This window comes from Leeuwenhoekiella polynyae (assembly GCF_004104075.1).
In the GTDB taxonomy this organism is placed as follows: Bacteria; Bacteroidota; Bacteroidia; order Flavobacteriales; family Flavobacteriaceae; genus Leeuwenhoekiella; species Leeuwenhoekiella polynyae.
In genome coordinates this window covers 103,821-130,807 of record NZ_QOVK01000011.1, presented here as the reverse complement: position 1 = coordinate 130,807, position 26,987 = coordinate 103,821, and the positions used below count along the sequence as shown (strand labels likewise).

Here is a 26,987-nt window from a genome sequence, read left to right as displayed (position 1 = left end):
AGGGCAGAGCGTTAAGGAAAGGTCTAGTAGACCTTTTTAGCGAATGAGCCAGGTGGCGCGTTGGCTTTGGAATGGACTACTTTATTTTAAGTAAAATTTACTCTTAGAAAAATTGGAATAAAGACGCGGAGCTGACAAGCCGGTTTTCGCCCTAAGGCGAAAAATTCCTAAGCGAGGGACTCTTTTCTTTTGGTTCGTTTTCTTTGGAGAAGCAAAGAAAATGAACAGAACATGATTAGAAGTAAGCACTATTCAAATCTCCGTTAGGAGATCAAACAACACCTCATTAGAAATCTAACTTCTATTCATCTTCCTGTTCTTTTGCCTTGATGCCAAAGAACCAACCTACCTCCCGGCAGGCAGGAAGATCAAGGCTTACATGAGCTTCTCTAAATTTTATGTTCCCTCCGCTGCATACGCTTAACTCGGCCGTTGGCCTCAAACAGAAGCGCCTGCTACGCTACACTCCCTGCAAATTTGACGAGAACCTCCTGATAGGCCATTACTGACGTTTTATTAGACTTGAGACGGTAGAAGGTAGATACAAGAATAAAACTCTACGTATCCATACCCGAAGGGTTAAACGAATGCCCTTCCCTCGGTTCAGAATAGGCGTAGGAAGCTCCGAAGGACAGGAGCGGTAGCGACGCGGAGCTGACAAGCCGGTTTTCGCCCTAAGGCGAAAAATTCCTTAGCGAGGGGCTCTTTTCTTTTGGTTCGTTTTCTTTGGAGAAGCAAAGAAAATGAATGAAACATGATTAGAAGTAAATCTTACTCAAATCTCCGTTAGGAGATCAATCAACACCATTAGAAGATCTAATTTCTATTCATCTTCCTGTTCTTTTGCCTTGATGCCAAAGAACCAAAAGATCAAGGCTTACAAGACGGTATCTAAATTTTTCGTTTGCTGCACTGCATGCGCTTAACTCGGCCGCTCTGGCGGCCTCAAACAGAACCGCCTGCGACGTTCCGCTCACATCAAATTTCACGATACCTTCTTGTAGGCCGTTTCCAAAATCAGAACTAAGAATTCTATTCTTTAGCCTTCTTTTTCTTCAATATAGCAAAAAGTCCCCGTTAAGAATTTCTGAAGCTATTCTGGTCCGAATGAATTTTGATTTCGTTTAAATCTTTGGGTGAGAATTTTCAATAGAACCGTAAAACGGCCTACTTTTTAGATCTGTAGTAAAACAAGCGGGCGCCGCAGCGATGGGCAGTAGAGCTTGCATCCGACGAGTGCAACGAGAGGAATGCACAGGCGCAGCGGTTTGCTATCCGCAGGCAAAGGCGTTTGCGTAGTTTTCAAAGATGTAAAAATAAGCCTAGACTTTTTTGATTCTTTTTTGGGCGATGCAAAAAAGAATGAAACATCAATGGAAGTAAGTACTACTCAAATCTCTGATAGGAGATCAAACAACACCTCATTAGAAGTAAATAATATGAAAACCAAAACTACTTTGCATAAAACCCATCAGGTTTGGCATCTTTGCTCAGAGTCGCATGCTCAAATAAAACGGTGTTTCGCGGTTGGGTAAGAGCGCCGTTTTCGGTAGCATACCAACTGATGCTTTTGGGCAATAGCATGCCGTTAACCGGGGTCCATGCTGCATAAGAAATATAACTGATGCGGTCTGATTTTTTGGCAGCGCCAAAAGTAGCCGTATAGCCCAACCAACGCATCTGGTAGGTTTCGGAGTCGTAGTATAAATAATACTCGTCATTAGCAGAAGAACCAATGTTGGCTTCAAAACTTATTTTAATACCGGGATAGCTGGTGTCTGCTACCTGAAGGGCTTCAGTCTCTTCATAAATAATGCCCGGATCTGCCAGTACAAAAGGCATTGCATAAAAGTAGAACATCAGGTTGTGGTAAAACTCCGGATTACCGGTATAGGTAGAATCCGGATTGGAAAGCCAGACTTCCTGACCGTCATAGCCCAACGTTGCCGTGCCGATCTCCAACCGGTCTTTTCGGGTATGCAGGTCGATGGTCTGTGTTTCTTTTTGGTCCTCTCCTTTAATAAGCGTATAGCTCAAGGTTTGAAAACTATTCCAGTTTTTCAAGGAGCCGTGTGCATCCAGCACTTGAGCAACGTTATCGGGATAAACGGTTGCGGTTTCTGTTTCCTCAGGAACAGCGGCTGTCTTCTTCGTTTTAGAATTGCAGGAAACGATACCGATAAATAGGGAAAGGAGTATAAACTTTTTCATAAGAAATGATGGGTTGTAAGTGGGTTTAGTCTGTAGGAGCAGCGAATGCTTACAGGAGGAGGTGGTATTGAGATATTAGACTTGAGACGTTAGAAGATAAATACAAGAATAAAAAGCATACGCATTCATACCCGAAGGGTAAACGAATTTTAAATTCCCTCGGTTCAGAATAGACGAAGGAAGCTCCGAAAGTATACTAGTTTTTGATCTTATTAAAAATTTTAAAAGCGGCATATAGAAAAGATCTCGTAAAATTTGAAGTGAGGCTTCGTGAAATTTACTGCTGTTTGACCCGCAGGGGAGTTCAGTAAATTTAGAAGCTGAACAATAAATTTAGAGATCGTTTCTTAAGCCTAGACTTTTTTGATTCTTTTTTGGGCGATGCAAAAAAGAATGAAACATTAATGGAAGTAAGTACTACTCAAATCTCTGATAGGAGATCAATCAACTCCTCATTAGAAATCTAACTTCTAAGCGTGTTTCTGTTCTTTTGCCTTGATGCCAAAGAACCAACCTACCTCCCGGCAGGCAGGAAAATCAAGGCTTACATGAGGTTCTCTAAATTTTTTGTTCCCTCCGCTGCATGCGCTTAACTCGGCCGTTGGCCTCAAACAGAACCGCCTGCTACGCTACGCTCCCTGCAAATTTAACGAGAACCTCCTGATAGGCCGGTACTGGCGTTCTATTAGAATTTAGATTGTATATAATATTCAGAAGATTAAAACTATACCTATTCATACCCGAAGGGTTAAACGAATGATTATTTTCAATTAAAGAAAACTACGTTAATGAACTATAAATACTATTCTTTAGCCCTCTTTTCTTCAGTATAGCAAGAAGTCCCCGTTAAGAATTTTCGAAGCCTTGGAGAAAATTTAGGGGACTACTTGTGGTTTTGCCCCTTAGGGCAAAAATACCTAAGAAAAGGCTCTTTTCTTTTGTTGAGCCTGCCCTGAGCGATAGCCGAAGGGTTTCTTTGGAGAAGCAAAGAAAATGAACAGAACATGATTAGAAGTAAGCACTACTCAAATCTCTGATAGGAGATCAAACAACACCTCATTAGAACTAGGCATTCCTCAATTCGAAAGAAGATCAACGTAAATCACACCCAAACATCAAACCCCTTACTGCAACTCCTCTAAATAGGCCCTAAACTCCTTGGTATCATAATCTGCCATACCCAGATGGGTGAGGGCGAGTTTTCCTTCAGCATTGATCACAAGAGTTGTGGGCAGACTGCCGGTGTTGTACATCTCGGGCAGGTCGTAGGCAATGCGGTAAATGGGAAAGTCAAAGCCTTTTTTAGCTTTAAACGCCTTAGCTTTTTCAAAATCGGTATCAAAAGAAACCAGTACAAAGTTCACCTCGTCCTTTTTATCGGCATACAGATTCGCAATCCCTGGCATTTCAGCGATACAAGGCGGACACCACGTTGCCCAGAAGTTGATGAAATACGGCTTATGCGGCATCGCATCCAGAGAAACCAGTTGGCCCTCTTCGTCAAAAAACTGCACATCCAGATCAGCGGGATCGCCCGGTTCAACGGCGGTACTGTTTGCACCTTTTACCCGGGTTTTTCCTTCGGTATCGGGTACTTCCTTAAGTTTAGGGTTCATAATCCCTGTTTTAAGAATGCCGCGTTGCAGGGTTGCCATGATAGGTTTGTGTAAGCCTGTGGAATAAACCACAACCAGAACAGCGAAGAGGATTCCGTATTTGAGTAAGCGTTTTTGACGGGTATGCATAGCGCAAAAGTAGCGACTTTGTAGCGCTTTAAAGGTAACATAAGTAACAAAAAAACCCTTTCATTGCTGAAAGGGCTCTTGATTGTAGATAAGCTGTTTCTGGTGAATTTTTGAAATTTAGTGAAGGATTAAAATTTCAAAAATGACTTATCTACCTCAACACACACGAATAATTACGGTCACACCACAGGGTGTTTAGTTTGTTACCGAGAATTTATAGATCGAAACGGTCTCGTATTTTTCAGTAGGATTCAGCACAATGCTGGGGAAATCAGGTTGATTAGGTGCATCAGGAAAATGCTGGGTCTCCAGAGCAAATGCGGTTCTAAAATCATCAGTAGCACCCGACTTAAAGGTGTTTTTACCTTCCATAAAGTTCCCGCTATAAAACTGTAAACCGGGTTCTTTGGTGCGGACTTCCATTGTGATTCCACTTGCATCCCCGGTAATCACAGCCGCTTTATGCAGGGGTTCAGGATCGGTTGCATTCAATACATAATTGTGATCATAACCTTTGCCAAAAGTCAGCTGCTCATTAGGCGTTTCGATACGCTCGCCAATAGTATGCGGAGTCGTGAAATCAAACGGTGTCCCTGCTACCGAATCCAGTTTTCCAGTAGGGATCAATCCGGCATCAACAGGGGTATACTGCCCGGCAGCAATCATCAGTTTATGATCAAGAATGCTTCCGCTGCCCTCCCCATTGAGGTTAAAAAAAGCATGATTGGTAAGATTTACCAGTGTTTTTTGATCGGTTGTAGCCTCATATTCCATTTGGAGTTCGCGGTCTGTAGTCACGCTATAGGTAACGGTTACATCTACATTCCCGGGAAATCCCATTTCCATATCGGTAGAGCGGTAGTTAAGGATCAAGGTTTGCGCGTTTGGCTGGCGTGCATCCCATACTTTATATTGAAACCCCTGATCTCCCCCGTGTAGTGCGTTATCACCATTATTAGTAGGCACCTGGTAGTCTTTTCCATCAAGACGGAATGCACCATTAGCGATGCGGTTACCCACACGCCCGATGGTCGCTCCAAAATAGGGTTCTGTGGCATTTGCAAATTCCTGTACGCTGCCCATACCCACGACTACATCGGTCATCGTTCCATTTTTATCGGGAACCCAAAGACCCACGATGCGTCCGCCATAATTGGTAAACGCCACCTCAATATGCTCATTTTTGATCCAGTAAAGGGCTGTCTTTTTACCGGCCATACTGCTTTTAAAAGCCTGCTCGTTGAGGGGCATTTCCTGTGGGGATTGCTGTTCGTTTTGCTGTGCGGTAGTTTCTTTACAAGAAGAAAAGCTTATGCCTAAAACAAGCACTAGGCATAAGCGGATGCACAAATTAGTGGTTAGGTTAATTTGCATCATTTAATTTTTTAATGAGATCCACCTCATCCTGACGATACGGAGTACCGTCTTTTCTAAACACATCGTGAAACCATTCTACCGGCTCATCCCCATTAGCTATAGGCGTATTCCATGCATAGATGGTGTTGGTTTTGCCATTTACAAGTCCCCAGTTGATCGCTCCGATCTTGTTTTCAGCAAGCATCGGTAAGGTGTTTGAAAAACGGCTGTCATTGGTGCGCGCCATATATTCGGTACAGATCATCGGGCGGTCATGTGTTTTTAAAAGTTCAATTACACGGCGGTGCATAGCTGCATTTTCATAATCGTGATAGGTGATGATATCAGAATGTTGCGCCTGAAAGGTGTTGAGTTCCTTATAGCCCCAGCTCCATAAACCTACAGAAAGCGGTTGACTCGGGTTGACCTCACGCGCCCATTTAAAAACGTTGGTCAGCAAAGGAAGACTCTCGGTGTTCTTATCGTTATTTCCGGGTTCATTATACAAATCCCAGAACAAGACGCGCTCATCGTCTTTAAAGGTTTTGATAATATCCTGCACATAGGCTTTAAGTTCCGGTGAGTTTGCCAGCTCCTTAGAAGCCGGGTAGCCGGGATCTTGCATCCACCCACTGTTGTGCGTTCCTGTTTTAGGTTCGCGTTGTTTCCCGATCTTAGGATTGGCGTCCCAGACGTCATCAAAGATCACAAAGATGGTTTTGATGTGGTGTTTGTCGGCGATACTCAGGTAATCATCTACCCGATCTTTAAACCCTTCGTTATCAGACTTATACGCCAGACTGTGTAAATACACCCGCATCGTATTGAACCCAATACCTTCAGCATAACCCAGTTCGCGGTCTATAGTCTCCGGGTCATAGGTGTCTTCCTGCCACATTTCCAGTTGGTTGATTGCAGTGCTGGGTATAAAATTAGCGCCGGTGATCCAGTCGTGCTCAGCATACCATGCTTTTGCCTTTTCTTTAGACCATTTGTTAGCGTCTAGATTTGCACCGCTCTGGCTAAAGCCAAAAAAGCCAAGAGCGAGCGCAAAAATTAAGAGGGTTTTTTTCATAATAAATAGCGTTAGTGTCCTTTAAATTATTTTGAGGGTATCGGTTGTATCACTGAAGTAGGAAAGGGTGTACCTATATACGGGGTGCCGTCTTCCTGCCAGTACAGGCGTTGCATGCGCGGGGAGCGTTTGTTGCCGCAGCCTTCTCCGGGGTTGGAATTGGCGTGGTATAAGATCCAGTCTTCTTTTCCGTCAGGAGATTTAAAGAATGAATTGTGCCCCGGGGCGTACACGCTGTTTTCTGGAGTTTGTTTAAATAGGGGTGCTTCTTTTTTGCTCCAGGCAGCGGCATCCATAGGATCGTTTCCTGTGAGGCTCAACAGCCCCAATGCATAGTGATCGGTCCAGCAGCCACTCGCCGAAAACACAATAAACAGGTTCCCGTCGTGCTCTAAAAACTGCGGTCCTTCATTTACACTTACATGCGCGGGATTACCGGCAGTACCCAGATCTCCGTTCAATTCCCAGGGGTAGGTAGGCGAACTGATCTTAATCCGTTTTCCTGAAATAGTAAGCGGATCGCTCATCTTTGCGATAAAAATATCCTGCTGCCCGTTCGTAGCTCCTTCCCAACCTGACCAAGCCATATAGAGTTGGCCCTTATACGTATACACGTTGCCGTCTATCGCCCATTTGTCTGAAGGTGCTGCGAGTTTACCTTTAAATTCCCAGTGATCATTTAAAGGGTCTGCAGTAGTATTCTCCAATACATACATGCGGTGGTTTTCATTAGTGCCGTCATCTGCAGCCACATATACATACCATTTATGGTCTATATAATGAATCTCAGGCGCCCATATATCTTTGCTATACATCGTATTTGCAGGAGGGGTCCAGATGGTTTTAGAAGCTGCATCCCTAAGGTTTGCAAGATTTTTGGTTTTCCAAAGCACCACACCGTTGCCCGTCGTATGGGTGTAGTAGTAATAGCCATCTACATAAACGCTAAACGGATCTGCCCCGGAATCTAATAAGGGATTCTGAAAAGTTTGCGCCTGATTTCCCCACGAAAGGAAGAGGAACAGGATCACAATGGTGTGACTGATGGAGTATTTCATAAGCATTAAGTACAACCGGCAACTAGCCGAAAACGTTATCGTGACGAAATTCAGAAAATACGGAGTATTGGAGGTATTGGCTTGGCTCATTCTTGCAATAGATTGTTTCAAAATACCTGATTTTTCTGGCAAACGGGCACAATGAGACGATTTGATGAACTTTGAGATTAAATTTTCTGAAGAAAAAAGGGTGAACTGACAAAAGTCATAAAATAGGCTGAAGAGGTCTGGTACTTTTACCGGGTAATTTGATAACTATTAAATTTTTCAGGTATGACCACTTTTTCAAAACTTCAAAACGATTTTACCCATAACATCATTGGGTATTCTGCAATAGGAATTATTCTAAGCACCTGCTTAGGTTCGGTAGCTGTGATGACTACATTGATGCACGGGCATCATATGGTACACATGTTTTTTGTGATGCTTAGCGTCGTTTTTTGCAGTTTACACAATGCTTCGATCCTTACGGTGCAAAAACCCGGATTGATCTTTAAACTTTTAGTCATAAGTACTGTAGTTAATGTGTTGATAATTATTGGAGGATTGATTCTTTAACAGGGGTGAGAGCAACGAAGCTCTTTTAAGGATCAGTTTATTCAATTTTTTTTAACCGAGCTTCCGGATATCTGAAAACAGGTCTCCGGAAGCTATTTTTGATTATTCGAGTTATGCGTAATCCATTAATAACCAAATACAATGTTCCCGGTCCCCGATACACCAGCTACCCAACGGTACCGTATTGGGACAATGAGAACTTCAGCCTTAAAGACTGGAAAGAGACCTTTAAAAAAAGCTTTTCAGCAAGTAATAAAAAAGAAGGGATCAGTCTGTATATACATTTACCCTTTTGTGAATCGATGTGCACCTTTTGCGGCTGTACCAAACGAATTACCAAAAACCACAGTCTCGAAACGCCTTATATTAAAGCCGTATTGAAAGAACTCACCTTGTACCGGGATTTAGTAGGAGAACGCCCGGTGATACAACAAATACATTTAGGAGGAGGTACGCCTACCTTTTTTTCAGAAGCAAATCTGGCCACGCTCATGACGGGTATTTTTAAAGTAGCGGATAAAGCTGCAGCTTGTGAGATGAGTTTTGAAGGCCATCCCAATAATACCACGCTAGAGCATTTAGAAACGTTGGAATCGTTTGGTTTTACACGGGTATGTTATGGAGTACAGGATTATAACGAAACCGTACAAAAAGCCATCAACCGTATTCAGCCCTTTGCCCATGTGCAGCGCGCAACCGATCAGGCGCGACAAGCGGGATATACCTCAGTGGGGCACGATATTATTTATGGACTCCCTTTTCAAACGCTGGATTGTGTTAAAAACACCATAGAAAAGACCATACAGTTGTTTCCAGACCGTATTGCGTTTTACAGCTATGCGCACGTGCCGTGGATTAAAGGTAACGGGCAACGCGGTTATGATGCCGCCAATTTACCTACGGCGGAAGAAAAACGCGAACAGTATGAGACTGGTAAGCAATTGCTGCTCGAAGCCGGTTATGTGGAGATCGGAATGGATCATTTTGCTTTGCCTACTGATGATCTGTATCACGCCCAACAAGAAGAACGCATTCACCGTAATTTTATGGGCTATAATGCTTCTAAAACCCAGGTAATGCTGGGGCTGGGTGTTTCTGCCATCAGTGACAGCTGGTACAGCTTTGCACAAAATGTAAAAGGACTCTCTGAATACTATCACCTGCTTGAAAATAACATACTCCCCGTTTTTAGAGGACATATTCTAACCGATGAAGATTTGAAAATCCGTCAACATATCCTGAATCTGATGTGTCACTTTAAGACAAGCTGGAACGAACCTGCATTGTACTTTGAGGAGTTACCAGAAGTGCTGATCAAGCTGAAAGAACTGGAAGCAGACGGATTGCTGGTTTTTGAAACTAAAGCACTTCGCGTAACTGAAAAAGGAAAGCCTTTTGTACGCAATATCTGTTTGCCTTTTGACCTGCGTTTGCAGCGTAACAAACCGGAAACTAAACTGTTTTCCATGACGGTTTAGAAGATTACGTTTCATTTGATTTTAGTTGGTAAAACCTGTCTTGAATGCTGATTATTCAGTGTTTGAGACAGGTTTTTTCGGCACCGACAAAAGGCTGCTGGAAGAAAAATTGAATTAGGTATGCACGCGATGCAATCGCGCGCGAACAGTTGGAGCTATAGAAAAAAAAGAAACAAATTGTATGAAATATCACTTCAATTAGTATTTCTTTTCTTTTGCCTTGATGCAAAAGAAACAAAAGATCAAGGCTCTCAAGAAGATATCTATATTTATCGTTCGCAGCGCTGCATGCGCTTAACTCGACCGCTACCGCGGCCCCAAACAGAACCGCCTGCGACGCTGCGCTCACTTCAAATTTTACGATATTTTCTTGTAGGCTGTCTCTAAAATAGGAGCTAAGAATATCATTCTTAAGCACTCCCTCGGTTCAGAATAGCCGTAAGGGCAGAGCGTTAAGAAAAGGTCTGGTAGACCTTTTTAGCGAATGAGCCAGGTGGCGCGTAGGCTTTAGAATGGACTACTTTACTTCAAGTAAGAATTACTATTAGTAAAACCTGATTAGCGACGCGGAGCTGACAAGGCGGTTTTCGCCCGTAAAACGGCTTTGTAAAGCGAGTGCTCTATACCAAAGGACTAAATCTAGGATTCAAGACCGGTTCAAAAAGTTATGATCTCGATCATCGAGCGAAAAATTCCTAAGCGAGGGGCTCTTTTCTTTTGGTTCGTTTTCTTTGGAGAAGCAAATCGACGTTAGGAGATTCACGAGTTCCAAAACCAATAAACGATTACGAGCTAAAGAAAATGAACATAGCATGCTATAGCAACTATAATAATCAAATCGACTTTAAGAGATTCACAAGCTCCAAAACCACTAAACAATAGCGAGCTAAAGAAAATAAATGAACACAATCTGAAGTAAGTAGTATTCAAACTAAGGTTAGAAGCTTCCTCAATAAGATCAATAATAAACTTTTTCAATGACAACTATGCCTCGCCTCCACCTGTGCAACCGTTACTTTTTCGGAGGGGGAAACATAGGGAATACCCAATCCGAGGCCACGGAGGATAAACAGGCAACCCATCAGGATCACCAGTACCGGAATGAGTTTGACAATGCGTCTTTTGGCTTTACCTTTTAAAAAATTCCCCAGATAAATCGCTGAGGTCATTAAGGGTAGGGTGCCTAAACCAAAGAGCAGCATATACAGACTCCCGTTAAATGCACCGCCGGTACCCAGGGCACCAAACACCGCCATATATACCAGCCCACAGGGCAACAAGCCGTTTAATAGGCCCAGCGTAAAAAAGGTGCTTTTGCGTTTGTTCTTGAGCTGTTGTCCCAATGCCGATTTGATACGCCCCACCAGTTTATAAGCCGGTTTTGACAGGTTATAGCGGTTAAAGATGCGGGTAGGGATCACTACTGCGCTAATCATCAAGACCCCCACGGCAATAGAGAGTTGTTGTTGCAGCCCAAACAGATTGAGGCGTTCTCCCACGGCTCCAAACAGAAAACCGATGAGTGCATAAGTGAGTAGCCTCCCGCTGTGGTAGCTGAGTATCTGCAGAAACTTTTTAAACGGATTGTGGTGATCTACCGGCATTAAAAATGCGATAGGCCCGCACATCCCCACACAGTGCAAACTGCCCAAAAGCCCAAAAAGTAATGCCGTTGCAATCATGATCAATAGGTTATTTCATCCTCAAAGCGGTATTTTTTACCGGCGTATTCCCAGGTTATGGTAATGTTCCAGCGACCGCCTACCAGGCGTTTGTCAGGTATGAGCAAATTAGAAGATGACAGGCGTATGGGCATGTCAAAATCAAGTTGCCGGGCAGACGGTCTATACAGGAACACTGTGCCGGTAATGGCTTTAGGATCTAGATTTTTAGGAAATGCGATGAGGTAACCTGCTTCGGTTTTGATACCGGTTACCGGTGTTTCAAGCTTACTGCTGTTTGCTGAGGCGTCAATGGCCGCCTGCAGATTCATCTCGTGCTTGTAATAATCTTCGATGACCAGGTCGTAGCTGTACTTCTGGTCTGTTGACATGGTAATCACAAAGTACATGATAAAGCTCATAAAGCCTACCATCCCTATGACGAGTCCGGTTCCCCAATTGAATTTCATAGTTTCAGTATTTTAAATAATTAATTCTGTCGCCAAAATCATATTACATTAGATTGTCAGTCTGAGCCTGTCGAAGACTATTTGGCTATCCGTCTATTGAGAACTTCGACCCCCGGAACATCGGGGCAGTTAGACACCTTAAGGTTACTTTTTCGACCTCTTCTAGTTCGTTAAAAATCGTCCCCGCCAGGATCAGGCATACTTTTTAGCCAGTTCTTCCTGACTTAAAGCTTTCTTTTGTTTTTGTTCTTCTTTAAGCAGACGTACGTTGCAATGTTGATTTTGACCCGGCTTTCCGTTTTGGCAGCCCAGGCAACAGTTGTGTTTTTTTGTAGTTTCCATAGTCGTATTAATTATAGCTTCTGGGGCCCAAAAAGATGGTACTGGTGGTCTCTATAAGACGCGCACCACTATAGACTCCAATTTTTAGTTTTTCCTTTTCGCCTTCAAGCGTGTAGGGGTTGATCTCGATAAAAAGCGTGCCTTCCGCAAGTCCCTGAGCCGGAACGTTGAGCGTCTCCTGAGAGACCACGCGAATGCTTCCGCTGTGCGAAATCAATTCAAAGTGCACGTTTTCAATCTCCTTTGTGGTTTTATTGATGAGTTTAAAGGTGTACACATTGCTGATGAGGTCATCGGCCTTATGCTCATACAATTGTCCCGGTAAGCGCAGCACAGTGGCTTCTACATCATTTCGTAAAAACAGCATTCCGCTCAGCACCCCAATGAGAATAATCAACACGGCGGTATAGCCTTTAAGACGGGGTGTAAACTCAAACTTCGTCTTCTTTTCAATGTGTTCTTCACTGGCATACCGGATAAGATCTTTAGGCAGATTTACCGCTTCCATCATCTGGTTACAGGCATCGATACAGGCGGTACAGTTCACACACTCCAGCTGGGTACCGTTGCGGATGTCTATCCCCGTAGGGCATACGTTCACACACTGAAAACAGTCAATACAATCGCCCTTGCCGGTAGCTTCACGGTCTTCGTTCTTTTTAAATTTGGCCCTGCCGGCTTCTTTTTCTCCGCGTTTGTAATCGTAGGCAACCACGATAGACTTGGTGTCGAGCAGTACGCCCTGTAACCGGCCATAGGGGCAAACGATGATGCATACCTGCTCGCGAAACCACGCAAATACAAAATAGAACACTGCCGTAAAAATCAACAGGGAGATCAGGGTACTGCTGTGATTTGCAGGTCCGTCTACGATATACTGCAGCAGGCGGTCGCTACCGATGAGATAGGCCAGAAACACGTTGGCAATGAGAAACGAGATCACAAAGAAGACCGACCATTTAAGCAGGCGTTTACGTATTTTTTCGGCATTCCACGGCATGTTGTCGAGGCGTATTTGTTTCCCCCGATCGCCGTCAATCCAGTACTCGATCCTGCGGAAGACCATCTCCATAAAAATGGTCTGGGGACAAATCCACCCGCAAAAGATGCGGCCAAAGGCAACCGTAAACAGGACGATAAACACGACCCCGGTTATCATAATGATTACAAAGAGGTGGAAGTCCTGCGGCCAGAACGGAAATCCAAAAATGTTGAAGCGCCGCTCCAGCACGTTGAACATCAGGAACTGATTGCCGTTGATGTGAACAAACGGAGCGGCAACTAAAAAGAGCAACAGGACATAGCTCACCAGTTTGCGGTAGTCGTAGAATTTACCCACCGGTTTTTTAGGATAGACCCACGCGCGTTTACCCGACTCGTTGATCGTACCTATACTGTCTCTAAAATGTTCCTGATCCTGAGAAGCCATGGCTTTGTTTTTTTAGTTTTCGTCTGTGAGGATGTCGCCGGTTACCGGTTCATCTTCCAGAATGACCTCAATACCGGTAGAATCCTGTTTTACCTGAGCATCTTCTACTGGGGCATTTTCGTCGATATACATTTCCCCTTCCGGTTCTTTAGCATCTGCAGGGTTGGTACCGTGCAGGCTCAACACATAACTGGCTACCTGAGCGATTTCACTTGGTTTTAGATCGGTTTTCCAGGAAATCATTCCCTTACCGGCGCGACCCCCTTCAGAAATGGTGTGAAACACGTTTTTAATACCGCCACCCAGAATCCAATAGTCATCGGTAAGATTAGGACCAATACCCCCGGCACCACCTGCTTTATGACAGGCGATGCAATTGCCGGTAAAAATGCCTTCCCCTGCTTTGATATCCGATGCATCGGTAAGCAATTCTACCGTATTGGCGTCAACCAGATCTTTGGCGGTTTTCTTGTATTCTTCAAGATCCAGTTTGGCTTGTGCAACAGCCTGCTCGTACTCGTCTATCTGGTTGTAATCCTCAAAAACTTCAAAGCGTAGCAAATAGATCGCAGCAAACAGGATGGTAGCATAAAAGCCGTAGACCCACCAGGGGGGCAAGCGGTTGTCGAGCTCTTTGATGCCATCATAATTGTGATCGAGCAGAATTTCCCCTTCCTCTTCAACGGGTTTGGCTTTCCAAAGTTTGCCATAGAGGCCTTTGACCCAGGCGAGACGGCGTTCTTTTTTAGCAACGACTTCAGCCTTGTACTGTTCCTGTGCTTCAGGTTTGAGGGTTTTAAAAAGAACTGCGCGTAAGCTTTCGATACAAATCTCAAAAGCGATGTACATAAAGACAAGTACGGCATAAATGGCCCAAAGCCAATTTTGGGTGGTAAATACCGAAGCTTCATCTTCAGGGGTGCCCACATAGTTGAGAAACAGATAGGCAAACCCTGCAAATAGTAGAATACGTAATAAGGATGCGATACTTCTCATGGCTGGTCTGGTGTTTGAGGATCTTCAAGCGGAAGCGCACTCACTTCCTGTAAATACTTTTTCTTTGCTGTGATTACCCAGGCAAACAGGGCGACAAAAAAGACAAAGAAAATGAGTAGGGAGATGATGGGGTAGATGGCTACCCCGTCTATGTTCTCCAGATTTTGTTTGACAAATTTGAGCATGGTTATTCGGTTTTTGCGGTTGAAGTTTCGGCTCCGGTTTTAATCTTAATATCTGTTCCCAAGCGTTGCAGGTAGGCGATCAGCGCTACGATTTCGCGGTTGCGCATTTCAACAAAATCGGCTCCGTTTTGAGCAGCAGCCTTTTTATCGGATTCATAGGTTTTTGCAAAATCAGGATCGGCATACAGATTTTTCTCTATCGTTTCCCCCTGCTCGCTCATCCATTGCTGCGCGCGCTCGATGTCTGCTACGGTATACGGCACGCCCAGTTGTTGCATCGCCTTCATCTTATCTTCGGTTTTAGACTTGTCGAGTTCGTTGCGAATCAACCAACTGTATGAGGGCATAATGGAGCCGGCAGAAGTACTCTGCGGATCGTACATATGGTTGAGGTGCCAGTTGTCTGAGTATTTTCCGCCTACGCGAAATAAATCAGGTCCGGTACGTTTACTACCCCATAAGAAGGGATGGTCGTAGACATACTCGCCAGACTTGGAGTACTCACCGTAGCGCTCTACTTCACTGCGGAACGGTCTGATCATCTGCGAGTGACAGCCCACACAACCTTCCCGGATGTAGAGGTCACGGCCTTCAAGCTCCAGCGGAGTGTAGGGTTTTACCGTAGAAATTACCGGTACATAGTCATCTACAATCAAAGACGGAATGATCTGTACCATACCCCCAATAAGGATGGCGATGGTGGCAAAGATGGTAAGCTTCACCGGGCGACGCTCCAGCCAGGTGTGATACCCTTCTTTTGTAGTACGCTTGCTGGTTACGGGAGTAAGCGGAGCAGCTTCAGCCAGTTCATCGGTCACTTGACTTCCACTTCTTACGGTTTTAATGATGTTATACAGCATCACAAAAGCACCGGCGATATACAGCGAACCGCCTATAGCACGCATCCAGTACATTGGGATGATTTCGGTCAAGGTCTCCAGGAAGTTTCCGTAAGTAAGCGTACCATCAGGATTGAATTGTTTCCACATAGAAGCCTGAACAAAACCGGCCACATACATCGGCAGGGCATACATGATGATTCCCAGGGTTCCTACCCAGAAATGCACGTTCGCCAATTTGGTAGACCACAATTGCGTCTTGAAGAGGCGCGGTACCAGCCAGTACACCATTCCAAAAGTGAGGAAGCCGTTCCAGGCTAAAGCACCTACGTGTACGTGTGCGATGATCCAGTCGCTGAAGTGGGCAATGGCATTTACATTTTTAAGCGAAAGCATGGGGCCTTCAAAAGTGGCCATCCCGTAACCGGTAATGGCAACTACCATAAATTTTAAAACCGGATCGGTACGAACTTTATCCCAGGCACCACGCAGAGTAAGCAAGCCGTTGATCATACCCCCCCAGGAGGGCGCGATAAGCATAACCGAAAAGGCAACCCCCAGGTTTTGTGCCCAGCCGGGTAATGCGGTATACAGCAGGTGGTGTGGCCCGGCCCAGATGTAGATAAAAATGAGCGACCAGAAGTGTACGATAGATAGGCGATACGAATACACCGGTCTGTTTGCCGCTTTAGGTACAAAATAATACATCAGCCCCAGGAATGGAGTCGTAAGGAAAAAGGCAACGGCGTTATGTCCGTACCACCATTGTACCAGCGCATCCTGCACCCCGGCATAAGCCGAATAACTCTTAAGTGCGCTCACAGGAATCTCAATACTGTTTACAATATGCAGCACCGCCACAGTCACAAAAGTGCCCAGGTAAAACCAGATAGCCACATACAGATGGCGCTGTCTGCGTTTAAGGATGGTACCGATGAGGTTGGCCCCAAAGGCTACCCATACCAATGCAATAGCGATATCTATAGGCCACTCCAGTTCTGCATACTCTTTGGAGGTAGTATATCCCAGCGGCAGGGTGATAGCCGCAGCGACGATAATCGCCTGCCACCCCCAGAAGTTGAAGTTGCTCAGCCAGTCTTTCCACATACGGGCTTTAAGCAGACGCTGGGAAGAGTAGTACACCCCTGCGAAAATGGCGTTACCCACAAACGCAAAGATCACGGCATTGGTATGCAACGGCCGTAGACGTCCAAAGCTCAGCCAGGAGATCCCGTCTGTAACATTGGGGAATAAAAACATAAAGGCCAGCAGTAAGCCTACGCTCATCCCGATGAGCCCCCAAAACAGGGTGGCGATGATAAACTTTCTTACGATTTTGTTGTCGTAATAAAACTGTTCTGTTTGCATAATTACTTCGATTTGCGATCTGAATGATTGGTACTGGATTGTTGAGGTGGTTTTGCCGAAGACTTTTTGGTTTTTACCAGTTCGTCTTCAAAAAGCATGCGCACCGAAGGGGTATAGGTGTCATCGTACTGCCCTTTGCGTACCGAAAAAATAAAGGCTGCAAAAAAGACTAACGCTACAACCACGCTTATCGCGAGAAGCATATAAATGATACTCATACCTACCTGAATTATGGTGTAAAATTACCGATGCACAGTTCCTTAAAAGATGACATAAATCAGCTTTTGAAATTCTTTTCATTTTTTTCTACAGCCTGCAGTTTGCTTCCGTAATAGTGGGTGCAAAGTGTGGTGAAGGCCACAATACTTATGGAACTCAACGGCATCAAAATGGCGGCATAAACCGGTTTTAGATTGCCACTTACGGCCAGCGCGATGCCTGCCACATTGTAAAGCAGCGAAAAAGCAAAGCTCCATTTGATGATCTGCCGTCCCTTTTTAGCCAGCCGGATAAAGGCGGGCAATTGCTCAAAACGGGAAGCATCGAGAATACCGTCACAGGCCGGTGAAAAGACATTCACATTTTCAGAAATGGCGATGCCTACATCGCTTTGTGCCAAAGCTCCGCTGTCGTTAAGTCCGTCGCCCAGCATCATCACTTTTTTACCCTCTTGCTGCAGCTTTTTGATAAACTCGAGTTTGTCTTTGGGCTTTTGATCAAAATGCATCTCGACGGGCATCCCAAGCAATTGGTTCAATTGGGGTGCTTCGCGGTTATTATCTCCGGAAAGAATAAGGAGTTCGGCATCGGGGTTTAAAGCTTCGAAAACAGGTTTTAAAGCTTTACGATACGTGCTTTGAAAGCTGTAATAGCCTTTATAGCCGTTTTCTGTAGCGATGTGCACACTGGTGAGAAGGTCAGTGGGTGGTTCTGCATCTGGGGGAAGCTGATTGACAAATGCATACGAACCCACGCGTATCTGTTGCTTCCGCTTAGTACTGGTGATGCCCTGACCCGGTTGTTCTTCAAAATGATCTAAAGTCTGAATGTCATAGTCCTGCAACAAAGCATAAAGGCTTCTGCTTAGCGGATGATTTGATGCCCGAAGGGTACTGGTGAGCAGGGACTCTTCCCGTTCGGTAAGACTCTGACCGGTATAGCGAATACGTTCTTTAGAAGTGGTGGTCAGCGTGCCGGTCTTATCGAAAACCAGGGTATCGATCTCGGCAAGTTGCTCGAGAACCCCGGCATCTTTTAAGTAGAATTTGTTTTTGCCGGTAATGCGCAACAGGTTACCCAGTGTAAAGGGAGCAGACAGTGCCAGCGCACAGGGACAGGCCACGATGAGCACGGCCGTAAAGACATTCAGTATTTTTGAAGAGTCTATAAACCACCAGCAAAGTGCAGCTGCCAGGGAAATGCTTAATATACCCAGAGTAAACTGTTTGCTTATTTTTGAAGTGAGCGATTGGAGTTCGTTCTGATGTTTTTTCTGGAAGACCTCATTACTCCACAGCTGGGTAAGGTAGCTTTGTTCTACGGCTTTGGTTACACTTAATTCGATGATACCACCCTGTTGCATCCCTCCTGCATACAGCATACTCCCGGGTTTTTTGGCCACCGGTTCTGCTTCGCCTGTTACAAAACTGTAATCGATAAGTCCGTGCCCGTTGATCAGGACCCCATCAACCGGAATGAGTTCGCCATTGCGAATGAGGATGCGGTCTTTGGGTTTGATCTGGTAAACGGGAATTTGCACTTCACGGCTGCTTGCATCGGGTGAGACTGAAGGTTCAACTCGCGTAATCGCGATGGGAAAATAGGATTTGTAATCGCGCTCAAAAGACAGGTAGGCATAGGTTTTTTGCTGAAAGAATTTCCCCAGCAATAAGAAAAAAACCAGTCCCGCCAGGCTGTCAAAAAAGCCGGTTCCCGTATTGGAAATCACTTCATAGCATGAGCGTATAAAAAGCACCAGAATGCCCAGAGCAATGGGCACATCGATGTTGAGCATCTTCGAGCGTAGAGACCTCCAGGCGGAAAGCATATAATCCCGGGCTGAGTAAAACACCACCGGAAGCGAAAACAGCAACATGAGGGCTCTAAAAACCGGTTTATAACGGTCTAGCCAAAATTCTTCTACTTCAAAATATTCGGGGAAAGAGAGAAACATAATATTCCCGAAGGCAAAGCCTGCGATACCCAGTTTGTAAATGAGTGAGCGGTCTGTTCTGCGCTCTTTTTTGTCAAAGTCATCAAGCGAAATCACCGGTTCGTAACCCAACATACACAGCAGTTCAACTACCTGCCTGAGGCTTAGGGTATCAGCATTAAAGGTGATCCTGACTGTTTTTTCGGGAAAATTAACCTGCGTATTGGTGATTTCGGGTCGTAGTTTGTTGAGGTTTTCGAGCACCCAGATACAAGAACTGCAATGAATAGCCGGAATGGTAAACGAGACGATTTGCGTAGCCTGTTCGTCAAAATCAAGCAGTTTGGCCTTGATTTCGGGGTTGTCGAGAAAATCAAATCTGCCCTTAATCTCCTTTGGGGAGGTACCGGGATTAGCATCTAGATCGTAGTAATACGACAGATCATTATCTTGTAAAATATCATAAACTGTTTTACAGCCGTTGCAACAAAACGCCTTGCCTCTGTGTGGGAATGTGCCGTTTGTACACGGGTCACCACAATGATAACACTTGTTCATTGTACTCTAATTTGCTTAAATACCTGATGCAAAGGACTGAAAGCGATATTGGATAAAAGATGACTTTTGTCAGTTGACCAAAAAATTATGCTAATTTTGAAGTATGGCAGAACACGAAGAATCCCGGTGTGAAAATTGTATTATCAGAGAATTGAATTCACTTAAAGCACTTAAGAAAGAAGAGCTTAAGGCGATTTCTGATAGTAAGGTTTCACGCCGCATAAAAAAGGGGGAAGCACTTTTTAAGGAAGGAGAAAAACTTGGTGGTGTTTATTGTGTGCGGGGTGGCGTTTCTAAACTGTCAAAAATAAGTGATAACGGGAAAGACCAGATCGTAAAGATTGCTTCTAAAGGTGAAGTGATGGGACAACGTTCTATGATTTCTGAAGAAGCGACAAATCTGAGTGCCGTTGCGCTTAACGATATGGAGGTGTGTTTTATTCCTAAAGATCAAATTACCGATCGTATTCAAGATAACCCTGCATTTACACAAGCTATTTTAAAGCATATGGCTCATGAACTTAAAATCGCCGATGACTTTATCGTGAATATGGCTCAGAAAACAGTCAATCAGCGTCTTGCCGAGGTACTCCTTTATCTGAGCACGACCTTTGGTACTGATGATGAGGGTTATTTAGCGCTCATACTTTCCCGAGCAGATATCGCCGATGTGGTAGGTACTGCGACCGAATTGTGTATACGCACGCTGGCTAAATTTAAAAAGCAAGGTCTTATAGAGACTAAAGGTAAACGAATCAAAGTTTTGGATCATTCTGGTCTGGAGAAGCTTAAAGACGGATTTTAGTAAAGCTATTCGTTAATAGGAGCTAAGCCTTCGGTGGTCATTTGCACACGTTTTAAACTTCCATCTTCATTGTATATCAACTTGTCAATACATACCGATCTGCTGTAGCTCCCTCCATCTGTCTGAATACCGCCGTTGTGGTAGATAAAATACCAGTCATCTTTAAATTCAACAATGCTTTGATGGTTGGTATTGCTGTTTCCGGCTAGTTCATTTAGGATTCCACCGTAGGTATAAGGCCCATCGACCGCGTTTGCCGTGGCATAGGCGATTTTTTCAGGAAAACCGGTGGCGTAGGTTAAATAGTAGGTGCCGTCTTTTTCATGCACCCAGGGAGCTTCGGTAAAGTCAAGGCCTTCAAAATCTATTTTTTTGATTTCACCGTCAATCTCAATCATATTGTCTTTCAACTTTGCGTAATAGCAAACCCCGTTGCCCCAGAAAATCCAGGGCTGGTCGTCTTTGTCTATAAAAATTGCGGGATCAATACAAGTCCAGTTATGAGAAGAGGCAAAACAATCTTCATTGGTTAAAAGCGGTTTCCCCAAAGCATCTTTATAAGGACCCTGTGGCTGATCGGCCACTGCAACGCCTATCCCGTTCCAGTTGGTGCTGATGTACCAGTAGTATTTGCCGTTTCTTTTGGCTACGTGCCCGGCATACGCATCACCACTGGTTGCCCAGGTGAAGTCGGTAATTTTTAGGGGAACCGGATGCTCGGTCCAGTTCTGAGTATCAGTGGTTGAAAACACCAGCCAGTCCTTCATTTTATAGCCTTTTTGTCCACCTTCATAATCGTGACCGGTAAACAGCCATAAGGTGTCATTTTCTACTAATGCCGCCGGGTCTGCAGTGTATTTGTGCGTAATTATGGGATTTCCTGTTGATTGGAACGGAAAGGTTCCGTCTGCTTCGGTTAATAGCGCTTGAGGAACGCCGCCCCATGTTGCATTCAGGCGTTTGGCTTCTTCTTTGGTGATGCTGATCACACTGCCGTGGCGTGGGAAAAAGTCTTTGGTAAAGGACTCGGTTTCCGTAGTGAAGTTGTACAAATCGGTACTGCGTTGAAACTCATAACGCCCGCTGGAATACAGGTCATACATAAGGATGTACTCGTCTTTGTTATTCAACTTAAAAACCGAACTTCCTTCAACCGTGGTATTTTGGTCGGCATAGGCATCCAGATAATCGAAGCGTTCTTCATAGGGTCCTAAAAGCTTTTTACTCGTAGCCTGCTTGATTCCATTTTGAATTTCTTTGCCGTTTTCGTCTTTAGTATTTCCTTTATAAAACAAATGGTACAGACCGTCTTTAAAGATAATGTCACCGTCTATAGCCCCGTCTTTGGCACTGTAAAGCAGTTTTGGAGTAGATTCAAAAGCTGTAAAGTCTTTGTTGGCATAGGCCGCATAAAAGTCAAGCTTCAGGTTGTCGTAGGAGCGCACTGTAAAATAGACGAGGTATTTCTTCTTTTTAGTATCGTAAAAAGTCTGTGGAGCCCAAACCCATTTATTATTTTTAAATTTTTCGGGGTAAGTTTCTTCGAGATTAATCGCGGAAGATTTCCAATTGATCAAATCATCAGAATGCATTAAAACTATTCCCGGATTATAATCCCAGCCATTTTTACGCGTGTACATATCGGTTGCAACCATATAGAAACCATCCTTTTTACCACCACGTAAAATATGTGGATCGCGAACCCCGCCGGTACTGGATATTTCAGCAGAAGAAACGATAGGTTTATTTCCGTTTAAGGCTTTCCAGTGTATGGCATCATCACTTACAGCAAAGCGTACTTGCTCTTGTTGGTCTCCGTCACCCTTACCCTCAAAATAGGCGAACAGGTAGCCGTCCATTTTTGGGTTTTGGCCAAACATAAGATTTAAGGAAAGACTTAAAAAAAGAAATAATGTGGTTGTTCTAAAGGTTTTCATATCCAATTCAGTTAGAAATTTAAATCCATTGAGTAGTGAGCAGCCAGATTTTTGGCTTCTCTCTGACTTAGGGTAATCACTGCACCGTGTTTAGGCGAAGTGAAATTGGTTGTTTTCATCACGCCTTCGTTAAAATGTCCCAGATTCTTAAAGGTTTTAAAATCGGTTGTTTCTAAAAATCCAAAATTGTGCGGATTGATGCTGAAAATATCATACATCAAGACCCATTTATCTTCGCCGATGCGCTTCCAGACATTGGGGGCTTCGCACGAACCCGGTTCCTGATCGATCCATTCCGCATCATACGTATAACCGCCATTGGCGTGATCTGAAAATGCCAGCTTAATTCCACCGGGATTTTCCTGAGCGACGTAGGTCATCACATAGCGCCCATCTTCCAGTGGGGCGATATCTGCATCCAAGACCTGCACTTCAGGATTGGGATAGGTAAATAGCAATTTGGGTTTGGTGACGATTTCCGTAAAGTCATCATTGGTATACGCATAATACATTTTGGTAAGACCGTGGCCCAATCGCATGGTGAAATACACCATCATTTTAGCTGCTTTGGGATCGTAAATGGTCTGCGGAGCCCAGGCACAACCAATGTTTTTCAGCTCGGGAAAATGCTCATCAAAAAGAAAATTGCTGTGCGTCCAGTTGATCAAATCATAAGATTTCATCAATACAAAGCCGCGGTTGTTTCCCCAGTCGTATGCGTCCTGAGGTCTTTCCCATGTGGTCTCGCGATAGCCTTTTTGTTTAGCGAAAATATGCAGGTCGGTCATCGCGACATAAAAAGCACCATCGGGACCGCGGGTGATGTGCGGATCGCGTATGCCTCTTTGGCTCGCAATGGTATCTCCGGCAACCACAGGTTTACCCGCATTTACATCAGTAAACGTATAACCATCTGTACTTAAAGCCAGATGCAGACTGTGATCATCGTCTTTAAAGTAAGTCATCAGATAGGCACTCCTGCTCGATTCTGAGTCTTTAACGGCTTGGTTTTTAATGCTGTTGCAATTGGCTAAAAGAAGTGCTAAAACCGTTAGAGCAAAGAAATTATTTCTAAAAAGGAATACCATAAATACGAAAGGTTAATAGGATTATTCAAAGCCTTATACTTTAAATAAATAATAAATGTAAATAAAACATTTATAACTAAAAAACCTATTTTATAAAGCAGCTGAAATATTTCAGATCAACGGTATGTATTTTATTGGAAAGGAAACCTGTTTGAGTTAATCAAAGTACCCCGAGGCCGGGAGCTTCACTCGGATATAACACACCTTTTTTAAGCGAGAAAATTCCGGAAAAAGGATCATCTAAAATATCCAGATGTCCATCGAGATCAGCATATTTGATATTTGCTCGTGAAAGTGCAAAATGCAATCCTGCTGAAATACCCAGAGCGCACTCATCGATACAGCCCACCATGGCCTCAAATCCAGCTGATTTGGCTACTGAATTGATGTGCATGGCTTCCCGTATTCCACCCACTTTCATGAGTTTGATGTTTACCATATTGATGCGGCTGTTTTGCGCAAGGCGAAAGGCATCTTCCAGATTTTTCAGGCTTTCGTCTGCCATCACCGGAGTAGCTGTACGGTGGGTGATCTGGCCCATATTGTGATCTTTTCCCACTGCGGTGGGTTGTTCAAATAGTTCGATCTTCGCGGCTTTCGCTTGTTTTAAAAAACGAAGTGCTTGCTCCACCGAATAGCCTTGATTGCCATCAAAGCGCAAAACCATGTCCGGATACAATTCGCGTATGCGTATCATTTTCTCAACATCCTCATCAACAGACAGTCCCCCTTTGACTTTCAGTATAAAAAATCCTTGTTTGTGATATGCTGCAGCTGCTTTGAGTGTGTCTTCTACGGTGAGAATACCAATGGTCATGCTTGTGGGAATGCTGTGCCGGTAACCGCCTAGAAACTGATAGAGCGGCACGTCCATTTTTCGGGACTTGAGATCCAGAAGCGCCATATCGGTCATTGCTAATACCGAAGACGAAGTAGGAAGCAAGGTTTTTAGCTCTTCCAGAATTTGAACAGACATCATCGCATCTTTACCTATCAGGTAGGGAATGAGTATGTTTTCAATGGTTTCTTTTGCCTGCGCCGGACTTTCAAGGGTTACTACTACATCAGGAGCAGCACAGCCAAAGCCGGTAAGTCCACTACTGGTGACTATTTTGAGTATGAAATTTGTGGTATGCGCAATCGTCTCATACGCGATGGTATACGGCTCCGAAAGCTTAAGGTCGAGTTGTTCAAAAGTGACTTGTTTTATCTTCATCAAGTCGCTTAGTGTTTTTTAAGGTGTTGTTGCAATACACGGATCAATCCTTCTGATCCGTGGGCCAAAACGTCAAAAGCCGGCAAACCGGTTTCTTGTGTAATCGCTTCACAGGCGGGAATGATTTCGTCAGGTGTCATCTCCTCGTGATTTACGGTTATGGCAATTACTTTTCTCCCTGAGATCACCTCAATGGCATTGATTTGCTCTTTCAAAGAATGCAGACGATACCCCGGAAACCCATCATATTCCATGCGTTTTGGAGCGTGCTGCAGTATGACATAATCGGGTCTTCCTGCAGCCAGAATTTCAAAACCGCCGGGATAGGCTGGATTCATCAAACTACCCTGACCTTCAATCACGATCACGTCTGGTTTTTCATTTTTATAAGCACTCACGACAGCATGCTCGATCTCACCCGAAACAAAATCGTTGATGCAACTGTCCATCACCATACTGTATTTGGCTCCCTGCATCCAGGCAGTCTGTCCGGTACCTATCATCTCAGCCTTTAATCCCGCATTGCGGAAACCATGCACGATAATCCAGGCGGTGGTGCGTTTCCCAATAGCCGAATCGGTACCCAAAACCGCCAGTTTTAAGCAGTCAACCTGCTCGATATCTCCTGTAAAAAAGTGCAGTTTATCGCGGTCTGGCGTTTTGCGTATGTCCCGAATCTGCGAACCTTTCTCAGCTGCGATATCTACCAGATTTTTATCATTGGTCAGAAAATCATGAAGTCCGCTGTCTACATTCCAGCCTCGCTCCAATGCTTTTTTGATAGTTTCTTTTGCAATGGCCGGAAGTCTTCCGCCGTCAGGCGCAAGCCCAATCACCAGAGATTTGGGTAAGTTGTTTTGAGATTCTAAAGCAACAAGTGCTGCGTCAAAGTTTTCAAAAATGGGAATTCCGTTTGGTTTTTGGTCTAAGACCTCACCGGCATCTTTACCGGCGTAGGTATGATCGATCACACCTACCACATCGTAACGTTCAGTAAAACGTACGAGGCCGTGTGCTGTTTTTCCGTTAGGGGTGTTGAAGGCGCCGTCACAGTATACCAGTGCTTTGCCGTCTATAGCTTGTTTCATTGTATTAATATTTTGCAGTTAGTACCGCCACAAAGCGGTCTGGTTCTAAATTTAGTTTTTCGTCCAGTTCAAGTAAGCCGATAAGCCCGGCAGTGGATGCCGGCAATACGCGCATACTTTCTTTTTGAAGCAGCAGTGAGGTCATTTTTTTAAGTTTTGCATCACTTATGTTATAGGCTTCACCGCCTGATTCACGCAACGCATACAAAGCTTCTTCGCCGTCAAAGCTGTGCCAGTTGATAAGCGGCTCGTTGTATTTGGTTTCTTTTATCGCTTCGGGATTGAGGTCTTTGCATACTTCAAGTCCCAGTTTAAACGACTGGATAATGGGGTTTTTATGCGTAGAAGAGGCTGCGATCATTTTAGGTATACGAGAGGTCTTACCCCGTTTATAGAGGCTTACAAAACCGCGGTAAATACCGGCAAAAAGGGTCCCGTTAGAAACCGGTGCCGCACAGTACTTAGGCGCATCGCCCAGTTCTTCTACAATTTCGTTTGCGATCTGAGCATAAGCCGTAATCTGTAAAGGGGTGTTTGATCCTCCGGGATTAGCATCGTACCACTCGTTTTGCTCAGCAAGAAGGCTACTAGCCTTAACCACATCTTCATAACTCCCAGGCAGACGTATAATATGTGCGTTGAGGTTTTGCATTTCGATGATGCGTTCGGTGTGATACGATTCGGGGATGTAAATCTGACACTGTATTCCGGCCAGGTTTGCCGCCAGTGCTACTGCCACTCCATAATTACCACAGGTAGCAAGGGATACCACCTCATACTCCCGTCGCAGGGCATCGTAAACCTGTGCAAACGCAATGCGGTCTTTTTGCGTTCCCGTAGGATTGTCGCCTTCGTATTTGATGTATAACTGCCTGATATCAAACTCGCGCTCTAATGCTTTGGCACGATTGAGACCGGTATCGCCTACTTCAAGGTTTATGATGTCTTCAAAACTTTCCAGGCGGTCCACCAATGATTTGCTCTTATCTTTGACAAAATCACTGAGTTTTTGCGTTTCTGAAGATACTTTTAAAGCTGCAGATTTTACACCATCACGTAGTAGCACAGGTTATTTTAAATTTAAGGGAACGACTAGTTAGTTCTATAATATAAGAACTAATGTAATATAATTTTGCAGTTGAGCTCGAAAGTATTTTGCTAAGGTTTTGTTAGCTTTTAGGAGGTAAATACATTATTTACAGAGTGGTTTCCGTGTCCAAGATAAATTGCCAGAAGTGTGAAATTACGCAGCAAGTAAGATTAAGAATTGATTTTACGATACCTACTTTTTCTATGAGTGCAATGGTTTGTGAAGCAGCACTGTGTAAATTTCATTTTTCTATGGCGACGGCAAGAATAAAATCGCCCCTAT

22 protein-coding genes are annotated in these 26,987 nt (G+C 44.4%); 3 read left to right on the top strand and 19 right to left on the bottom strand.

Annotation, left to right across the window (positions count from 1 at the left end; genetic code table 11):
* Positions 1–1,452: 1,452 nt before the first annotated feature.
* From DSM02_RS12675 to DSM02_RS12655, 5 genes are all read right to left on the bottom strand, one after another.
* A complete protein-coding gene (locus DSM02_RS12675) occupies positions 1,453–2,211 on the bottom strand; it encodes a DUF6503 family protein (RefSeq protein ID WP_128765990.1) in 759 nt (252 codons plus the stop codon).
* 1,124 nt (positions 2,212–3,335) lie between these two features.
* Complete coding sequence (locus tag DSM02_RS12670; RefSeq protein ID WP_128765989.1) at positions 3,336–3,956, bottom strand: TlpA family protein disulfide reductase; 621 nt, start codon at positions 3,954–3,956, stop codon at positions 3,336–3,338.
* A 195-nt stretch (positions 3,957–4,151) separates the two neighbouring features.
* Positions 4,152–5,333 (bottom strand): aldose epimerase family protein, encoded by a 1,182-nt coding sequence (locus tag DSM02_RS12665; protein WP_128765988.1) that lies wholly within the window; start codon positions 5,331–5,333, stop codon positions 4,152–4,154.
* Positions 5,320–6,387 carry a glycoside hydrolase family 2 TIM barrel-domain containing protein gene (locus DSM02_RS12660; RefSeq protein WP_128765987.1) on the bottom strand — a complete coding sequence of 356 codons (1,068 nt, stop codon included), beginning with the start codon at positions 6,385–6,387 and terminating at the stop codon, positions 5,320–5,322. The genes DSM02_RS12665 and DSM02_RS12660 overlap by 14 nt, the downstream gene beginning before the upstream one ends.
* A 26-nt stretch (positions 6,388–6,413) precedes the next feature.
* On the bottom strand, positions 6,414–7,556 hold the full coding sequence (locus DSM02_RS12655; RefSeq protein ID WP_317128248.1) for a glycoside hydrolase family 43 protein: 1,143 nt from the start codon (positions 7,554–7,556) through the stop codon (positions 6,414–6,416).
* Between the two features lie 162 nt (positions 7,557–7,718).
* Between DSM02_RS12655 and DSM02_RS12650 the strand changes: the two genes are divergently transcribed.
* Positions 7,719–8,003: a hypothetical protein gene (locus tag DSM02_RS12650; RefSeq protein ID WP_128765986.1), complete on the top strand. Its 285-nt coding sequence runs from the start codon at positions 7,719–7,721 to the stop codon at positions 8,001–8,003.
* Positions 8,004–8,116: 113 nt separating this feature from the next.
* Positions 8,117–9,481 carry an oxygen-independent coproporphyrinogen III oxidase gene (gene hemN, locus DSM02_RS12645; protein WP_128765985.1) on the top strand — a complete coding sequence of 455 codons (1,365 nt, stop codon included), beginning with the start codon at positions 8,117–8,119 and terminating at the stop codon, positions 9,479–9,481.
* Between the two features lie 974 nt (positions 9,482–10,455).
* Here the strand turns inward: hemN and DSM02_RS12640 are convergent.
* The 9 genes from DSM02_RS12640 to DSM02_RS12605 all read right to left on the bottom strand — a co-directional run bounded on the left by DSM02_RS12640 (position 10,456) and on the right by DSM02_RS12605 (position 19,481).
* Positions 10,456–11,163, bottom strand: a complete 708-nt coding sequence (locus DSM02_RS12640) for a sulfite exporter TauE/SafE family protein (protein WP_128765984.1) — start codon at positions 11,161–11,163, stop codon at positions 10,456–10,458.
* A gap of 2 nt (positions 11,164–11,165) precedes the next feature.
* Positions 11,166–11,612: a FixH family protein gene (locus DSM02_RS12635; protein ID WP_128765983.1), complete on the bottom strand. Its 447-nt coding sequence runs from the start codon at positions 11,610–11,612 to the stop codon at positions 11,166–11,168.
* A gap of 192 nt (positions 11,613–11,804) precedes the next feature.
* Complete coding sequence (locus DSM02_RS20400) at positions 11,805–11,954, bottom strand: hypothetical protein (protein ID WP_164918310.1); 150 nt, start codon at positions 11,952–11,954, stop codon at positions 11,805–11,807.
* 7 nt (positions 11,955–11,961) lie between these two features.
* Positions 11,962–13,383 (bottom strand): cytochrome c oxidase accessory protein CcoG, encoded by a 1,422-nt coding sequence (gene ccoG / locus DSM02_RS12630; RefSeq protein ID WP_128765982.1) that lies wholly within the window; start codon positions 13,381–13,383, stop codon positions 11,962–11,964.
* A gap of 12 nt (positions 13,384–13,395) precedes the next feature.
* Positions 13,396–14,379, bottom strand: coding sequence for a cbb3-type cytochrome c oxidase N-terminal domain-containing protein (locus tag DSM02_RS12625; protein WP_128765981.1), 984 nt, complete (start codon positions 14,377–14,379; stop codon positions 13,396–13,398).
* Positions 14,376–14,564, bottom strand: a complete 189-nt coding sequence (locus DSM02_RS12620; RefSeq protein WP_128765980.1) for a CcoQ/FixQ family Cbb3-type cytochrome c oxidase assembly chaperone — start codon at positions 14,562–14,564, stop codon at positions 14,376–14,378. The genes DSM02_RS12625 and DSM02_RS12620 overlap by 4 nt, the downstream gene beginning before the upstream one ends.
* A 2-nt stretch (positions 14,565–14,566) precedes the next feature.
* Positions 14,567–16,771: a cytochrome-c oxidase, cbb3-type subunit I gene (gene ccoN / locus DSM02_RS12615; RefSeq protein ID WP_128765979.1), complete on the bottom strand. Its 2,205-nt coding sequence runs from the start codon at positions 16,769–16,771 to the stop codon at positions 14,567–14,569.
* A 2-nt stretch (positions 16,772–16,773) separates the two neighbouring features.
* Positions 16,774–16,989 (bottom strand): cbb3-type cytochrome oxidase assembly protein CcoS, encoded by a 216-nt coding sequence (gene ccoS, locus DSM02_RS12610; RefSeq protein WP_128765978.1) that lies wholly within the window; start codon positions 16,987–16,989, stop codon positions 16,774–16,776.
* A gap of 59 nt (positions 16,990–17,048) precedes the next feature.
* Positions 17,049–19,481 (bottom strand): heavy metal translocating P-type ATPase, encoded by a 2,433-nt coding sequence (locus tag DSM02_RS12605; RefSeq protein ID WP_128765977.1) that lies wholly within the window; start codon positions 19,479–19,481, stop codon positions 17,049–17,051.
* 103 nt (positions 19,482–19,584) lie between these two features.
* Between DSM02_RS12605 and DSM02_RS12600 the strand changes: the two genes are divergently transcribed.
* Positions 19,585–20,286, top strand: a complete 702-nt coding sequence (locus DSM02_RS12600; RefSeq protein ID WP_128765976.1) for a Crp/Fnr family transcriptional regulator — start codon at positions 19,585–19,587, stop codon at positions 20,284–20,286.
* A 5-nt stretch (positions 20,287–20,291) separates the two neighbouring features.
* On the opposite strand, the gene DSM02_RS12595 is transcribed toward DSM02_RS12600, so the two are convergent.
* From DSM02_RS12595 to DSM02_RS12575, 5 genes are all read right to left on the bottom strand, one after another.
* On the bottom strand, positions 20,292–22,223 hold the full coding sequence (locus DSM02_RS12595; RefSeq protein WP_240674052.1) for a family 43 glycosylhydrolase: 1,932 nt from the start codon (positions 22,221–22,223) through the stop codon (positions 20,292–20,294).
* 11 nt (positions 22,224–22,234) lie between these two features.
* Complete coding sequence (locus tag DSM02_RS12590) at positions 22,235–23,311, bottom strand: glycoside hydrolase family 43 protein (RefSeq protein ID WP_128765975.1); 1,077 nt, start codon at positions 23,309–23,311, stop codon at positions 22,235–22,237.
* 160 nt (positions 23,312–23,471) lie between these two features.
* Positions 23,472–24,527 carry a mandelate racemase/muconate lactonizing enzyme family protein gene (locus tag DSM02_RS12585; protein WP_128765974.1) on the bottom strand — a complete coding sequence of 352 codons (1,056 nt, stop codon included), beginning with the start codon at positions 24,525–24,527 and terminating at the stop codon, positions 23,472–23,474.
* An 8-nt stretch (positions 24,528–24,535) separates the two neighbouring features.
* Positions 24,536–25,615 (bottom strand): DUF1611 domain-containing protein, encoded by a 1,080-nt coding sequence (locus tag DSM02_RS12580; protein WP_128765973.1) that lies wholly within the window; start codon positions 25,613–25,615, stop codon positions 24,536–24,538.
* 4 nt (positions 25,616–25,619) lie between these two features.
* Positions 25,620–26,681, bottom strand: coding sequence for a pyridoxal-phosphate dependent enzyme (locus DSM02_RS12575; RefSeq protein ID WP_128765972.1), 1,062 nt, complete (start codon positions 26,679–26,681; stop codon positions 25,620–25,622).
* Positions 26,682–26,987 lie beyond the last annotated feature (306 nt).

What these genes read in the sequence shown, in the direction of transcription:
- DSM02_RS12670 (WP_128765989.1), bottom strand. Translation starts at nt 3,956, where the DNA reads ATGCATACCCGTCAAAAACGCTTACTCAAATACGGAATCCTCTTCGCT.
- DSM02_RS12585 (WP_128765974.1), bottom strand. Translation starts at nt 24,527, where the DNA reads ATGAAGATAAAACAAGTCACTTTTGAACAACTCGACCTTAAGCTTTCG.
- DSM02_RS12640 (WP_128765984.1), bottom strand. Translation starts at nt 11,163, where the DNA reads ATGATTGCAACGGCATTACTTTTTGGGCTTTTGGGCAGTTTGCACTGT.
- DSM02_RS12635 (WP_128765983.1), bottom strand. Translation starts at nt 11,612, where the DNA reads ATGAAATTCAATTGGGGAACCGGACTCGTCATAGGGATGGTAGGCTTT.
- DSM02_RS12665 (WP_128765988.1), bottom strand. Translation starts at nt 5,333, where the DNA reads ATGATGCAAATTAACCTAACCACTAATTTGTGCATCCGCTTATGCCTA.
- DSM02_RS12590 (WP_128765975.1), bottom strand. Translation starts at nt 23,311, where the DNA reads ATGGTATTCCTTTTTAGAAATAATTTCTTTGCTCTAACGGTTTTAGCA.
- DSM02_RS12605 (WP_128765977.1), bottom strand. Translation starts at nt 19,481, where the DNA reads ATGAACAAGTGTTATCATTGTGGTGACCCGTGTACAAACGGCACATTC.
- hemN (WP_128765985.1), top strand. Translation starts at nt 8,117, where the DNA reads ATGCGTAATCCATTAATAACCAAATACAATGTTCCCGGTCCCCGATAC.
- DSM02_RS12650 (WP_128765986.1), top strand. Translation starts at nt 7,719, where the DNA reads ATGACCACTTTTTCAAAACTTCAAAACGATTTTACCCATAACATCATT.
- DSM02_RS12595 (WP_240674052.1), bottom strand. Translation starts at nt 22,223, where the DNA reads ATGAAAACCTTTAGAACAACCACATTATTTCTTTTTTTAAGTCTTTCC.
- DSM02_RS12600 (WP_128765976.1), top strand. Translation starts at nt 19,585, where the DNA reads ATGGCAGAACACGAAGAATCCCGGTGTGAAAATTGTATTATCAGAGAA.
- ccoG (WP_128765982.1), bottom strand. Translation starts at nt 13,383, where the DNA reads ATGGCTTCTCAGGATCAGGAACATTTTAGAGACAGTATAGGTACGATC.
- ccoS (WP_128765978.1), bottom strand. Translation starts at nt 16,989, where the DNA reads ATGAGTATCATTTATATGCTTCTCGCGATAAGCGTGGTTGTAGCGTTA.
- DSM02_RS12620 (WP_128765980.1), bottom strand. Translation starts at nt 14,564, where the DNA reads ATGCTCAAATTTGTCAAACAAAATCTGGAGAACATAGACGGGGTAGCC.
- DSM02_RS12660 (WP_128765987.1), bottom strand. Translation starts at nt 6,387, where the DNA reads ATGAAAAAAACCCTCTTAATTTTTGCGCTCGCTCTTGGCTTTTTTGGC.
- DSM02_RS12675 (WP_128765990.1), bottom strand. Translation starts at nt 2,211, where the DNA reads ATGAAAAAGTTTATACTCCTTTCCCTATTTATCGGTATCGTTTCCTGC.
- DSM02_RS12580 (WP_128765973.1), bottom strand. Translation starts at nt 25,615, where the DNA reads ATGAAACAAGCTATAGACGGCAAAGCACTGGTATACTGTGACGGCGCC.
- DSM02_RS20400 (WP_164918310.1), bottom strand. Translation starts at nt 11,954, where the DNA reads ATGGAAACTACAAAAAAACACAACTGTTGCCTGGGCTGCCAAAACGGA.
- DSM02_RS12625 (WP_128765981.1), bottom strand. Translation starts at nt 14,379, where the DNA reads ATGAGAAGTATCGCATCCTTATTACGTATTCTACTATTTGCAGGGTTT.
- ccoN (WP_128765979.1), bottom strand. Translation starts at nt 16,771, where the DNA reads ATGCAAACAGAACAGTTTTATTACGACAACAAAATCGTAAGAAAGTTT.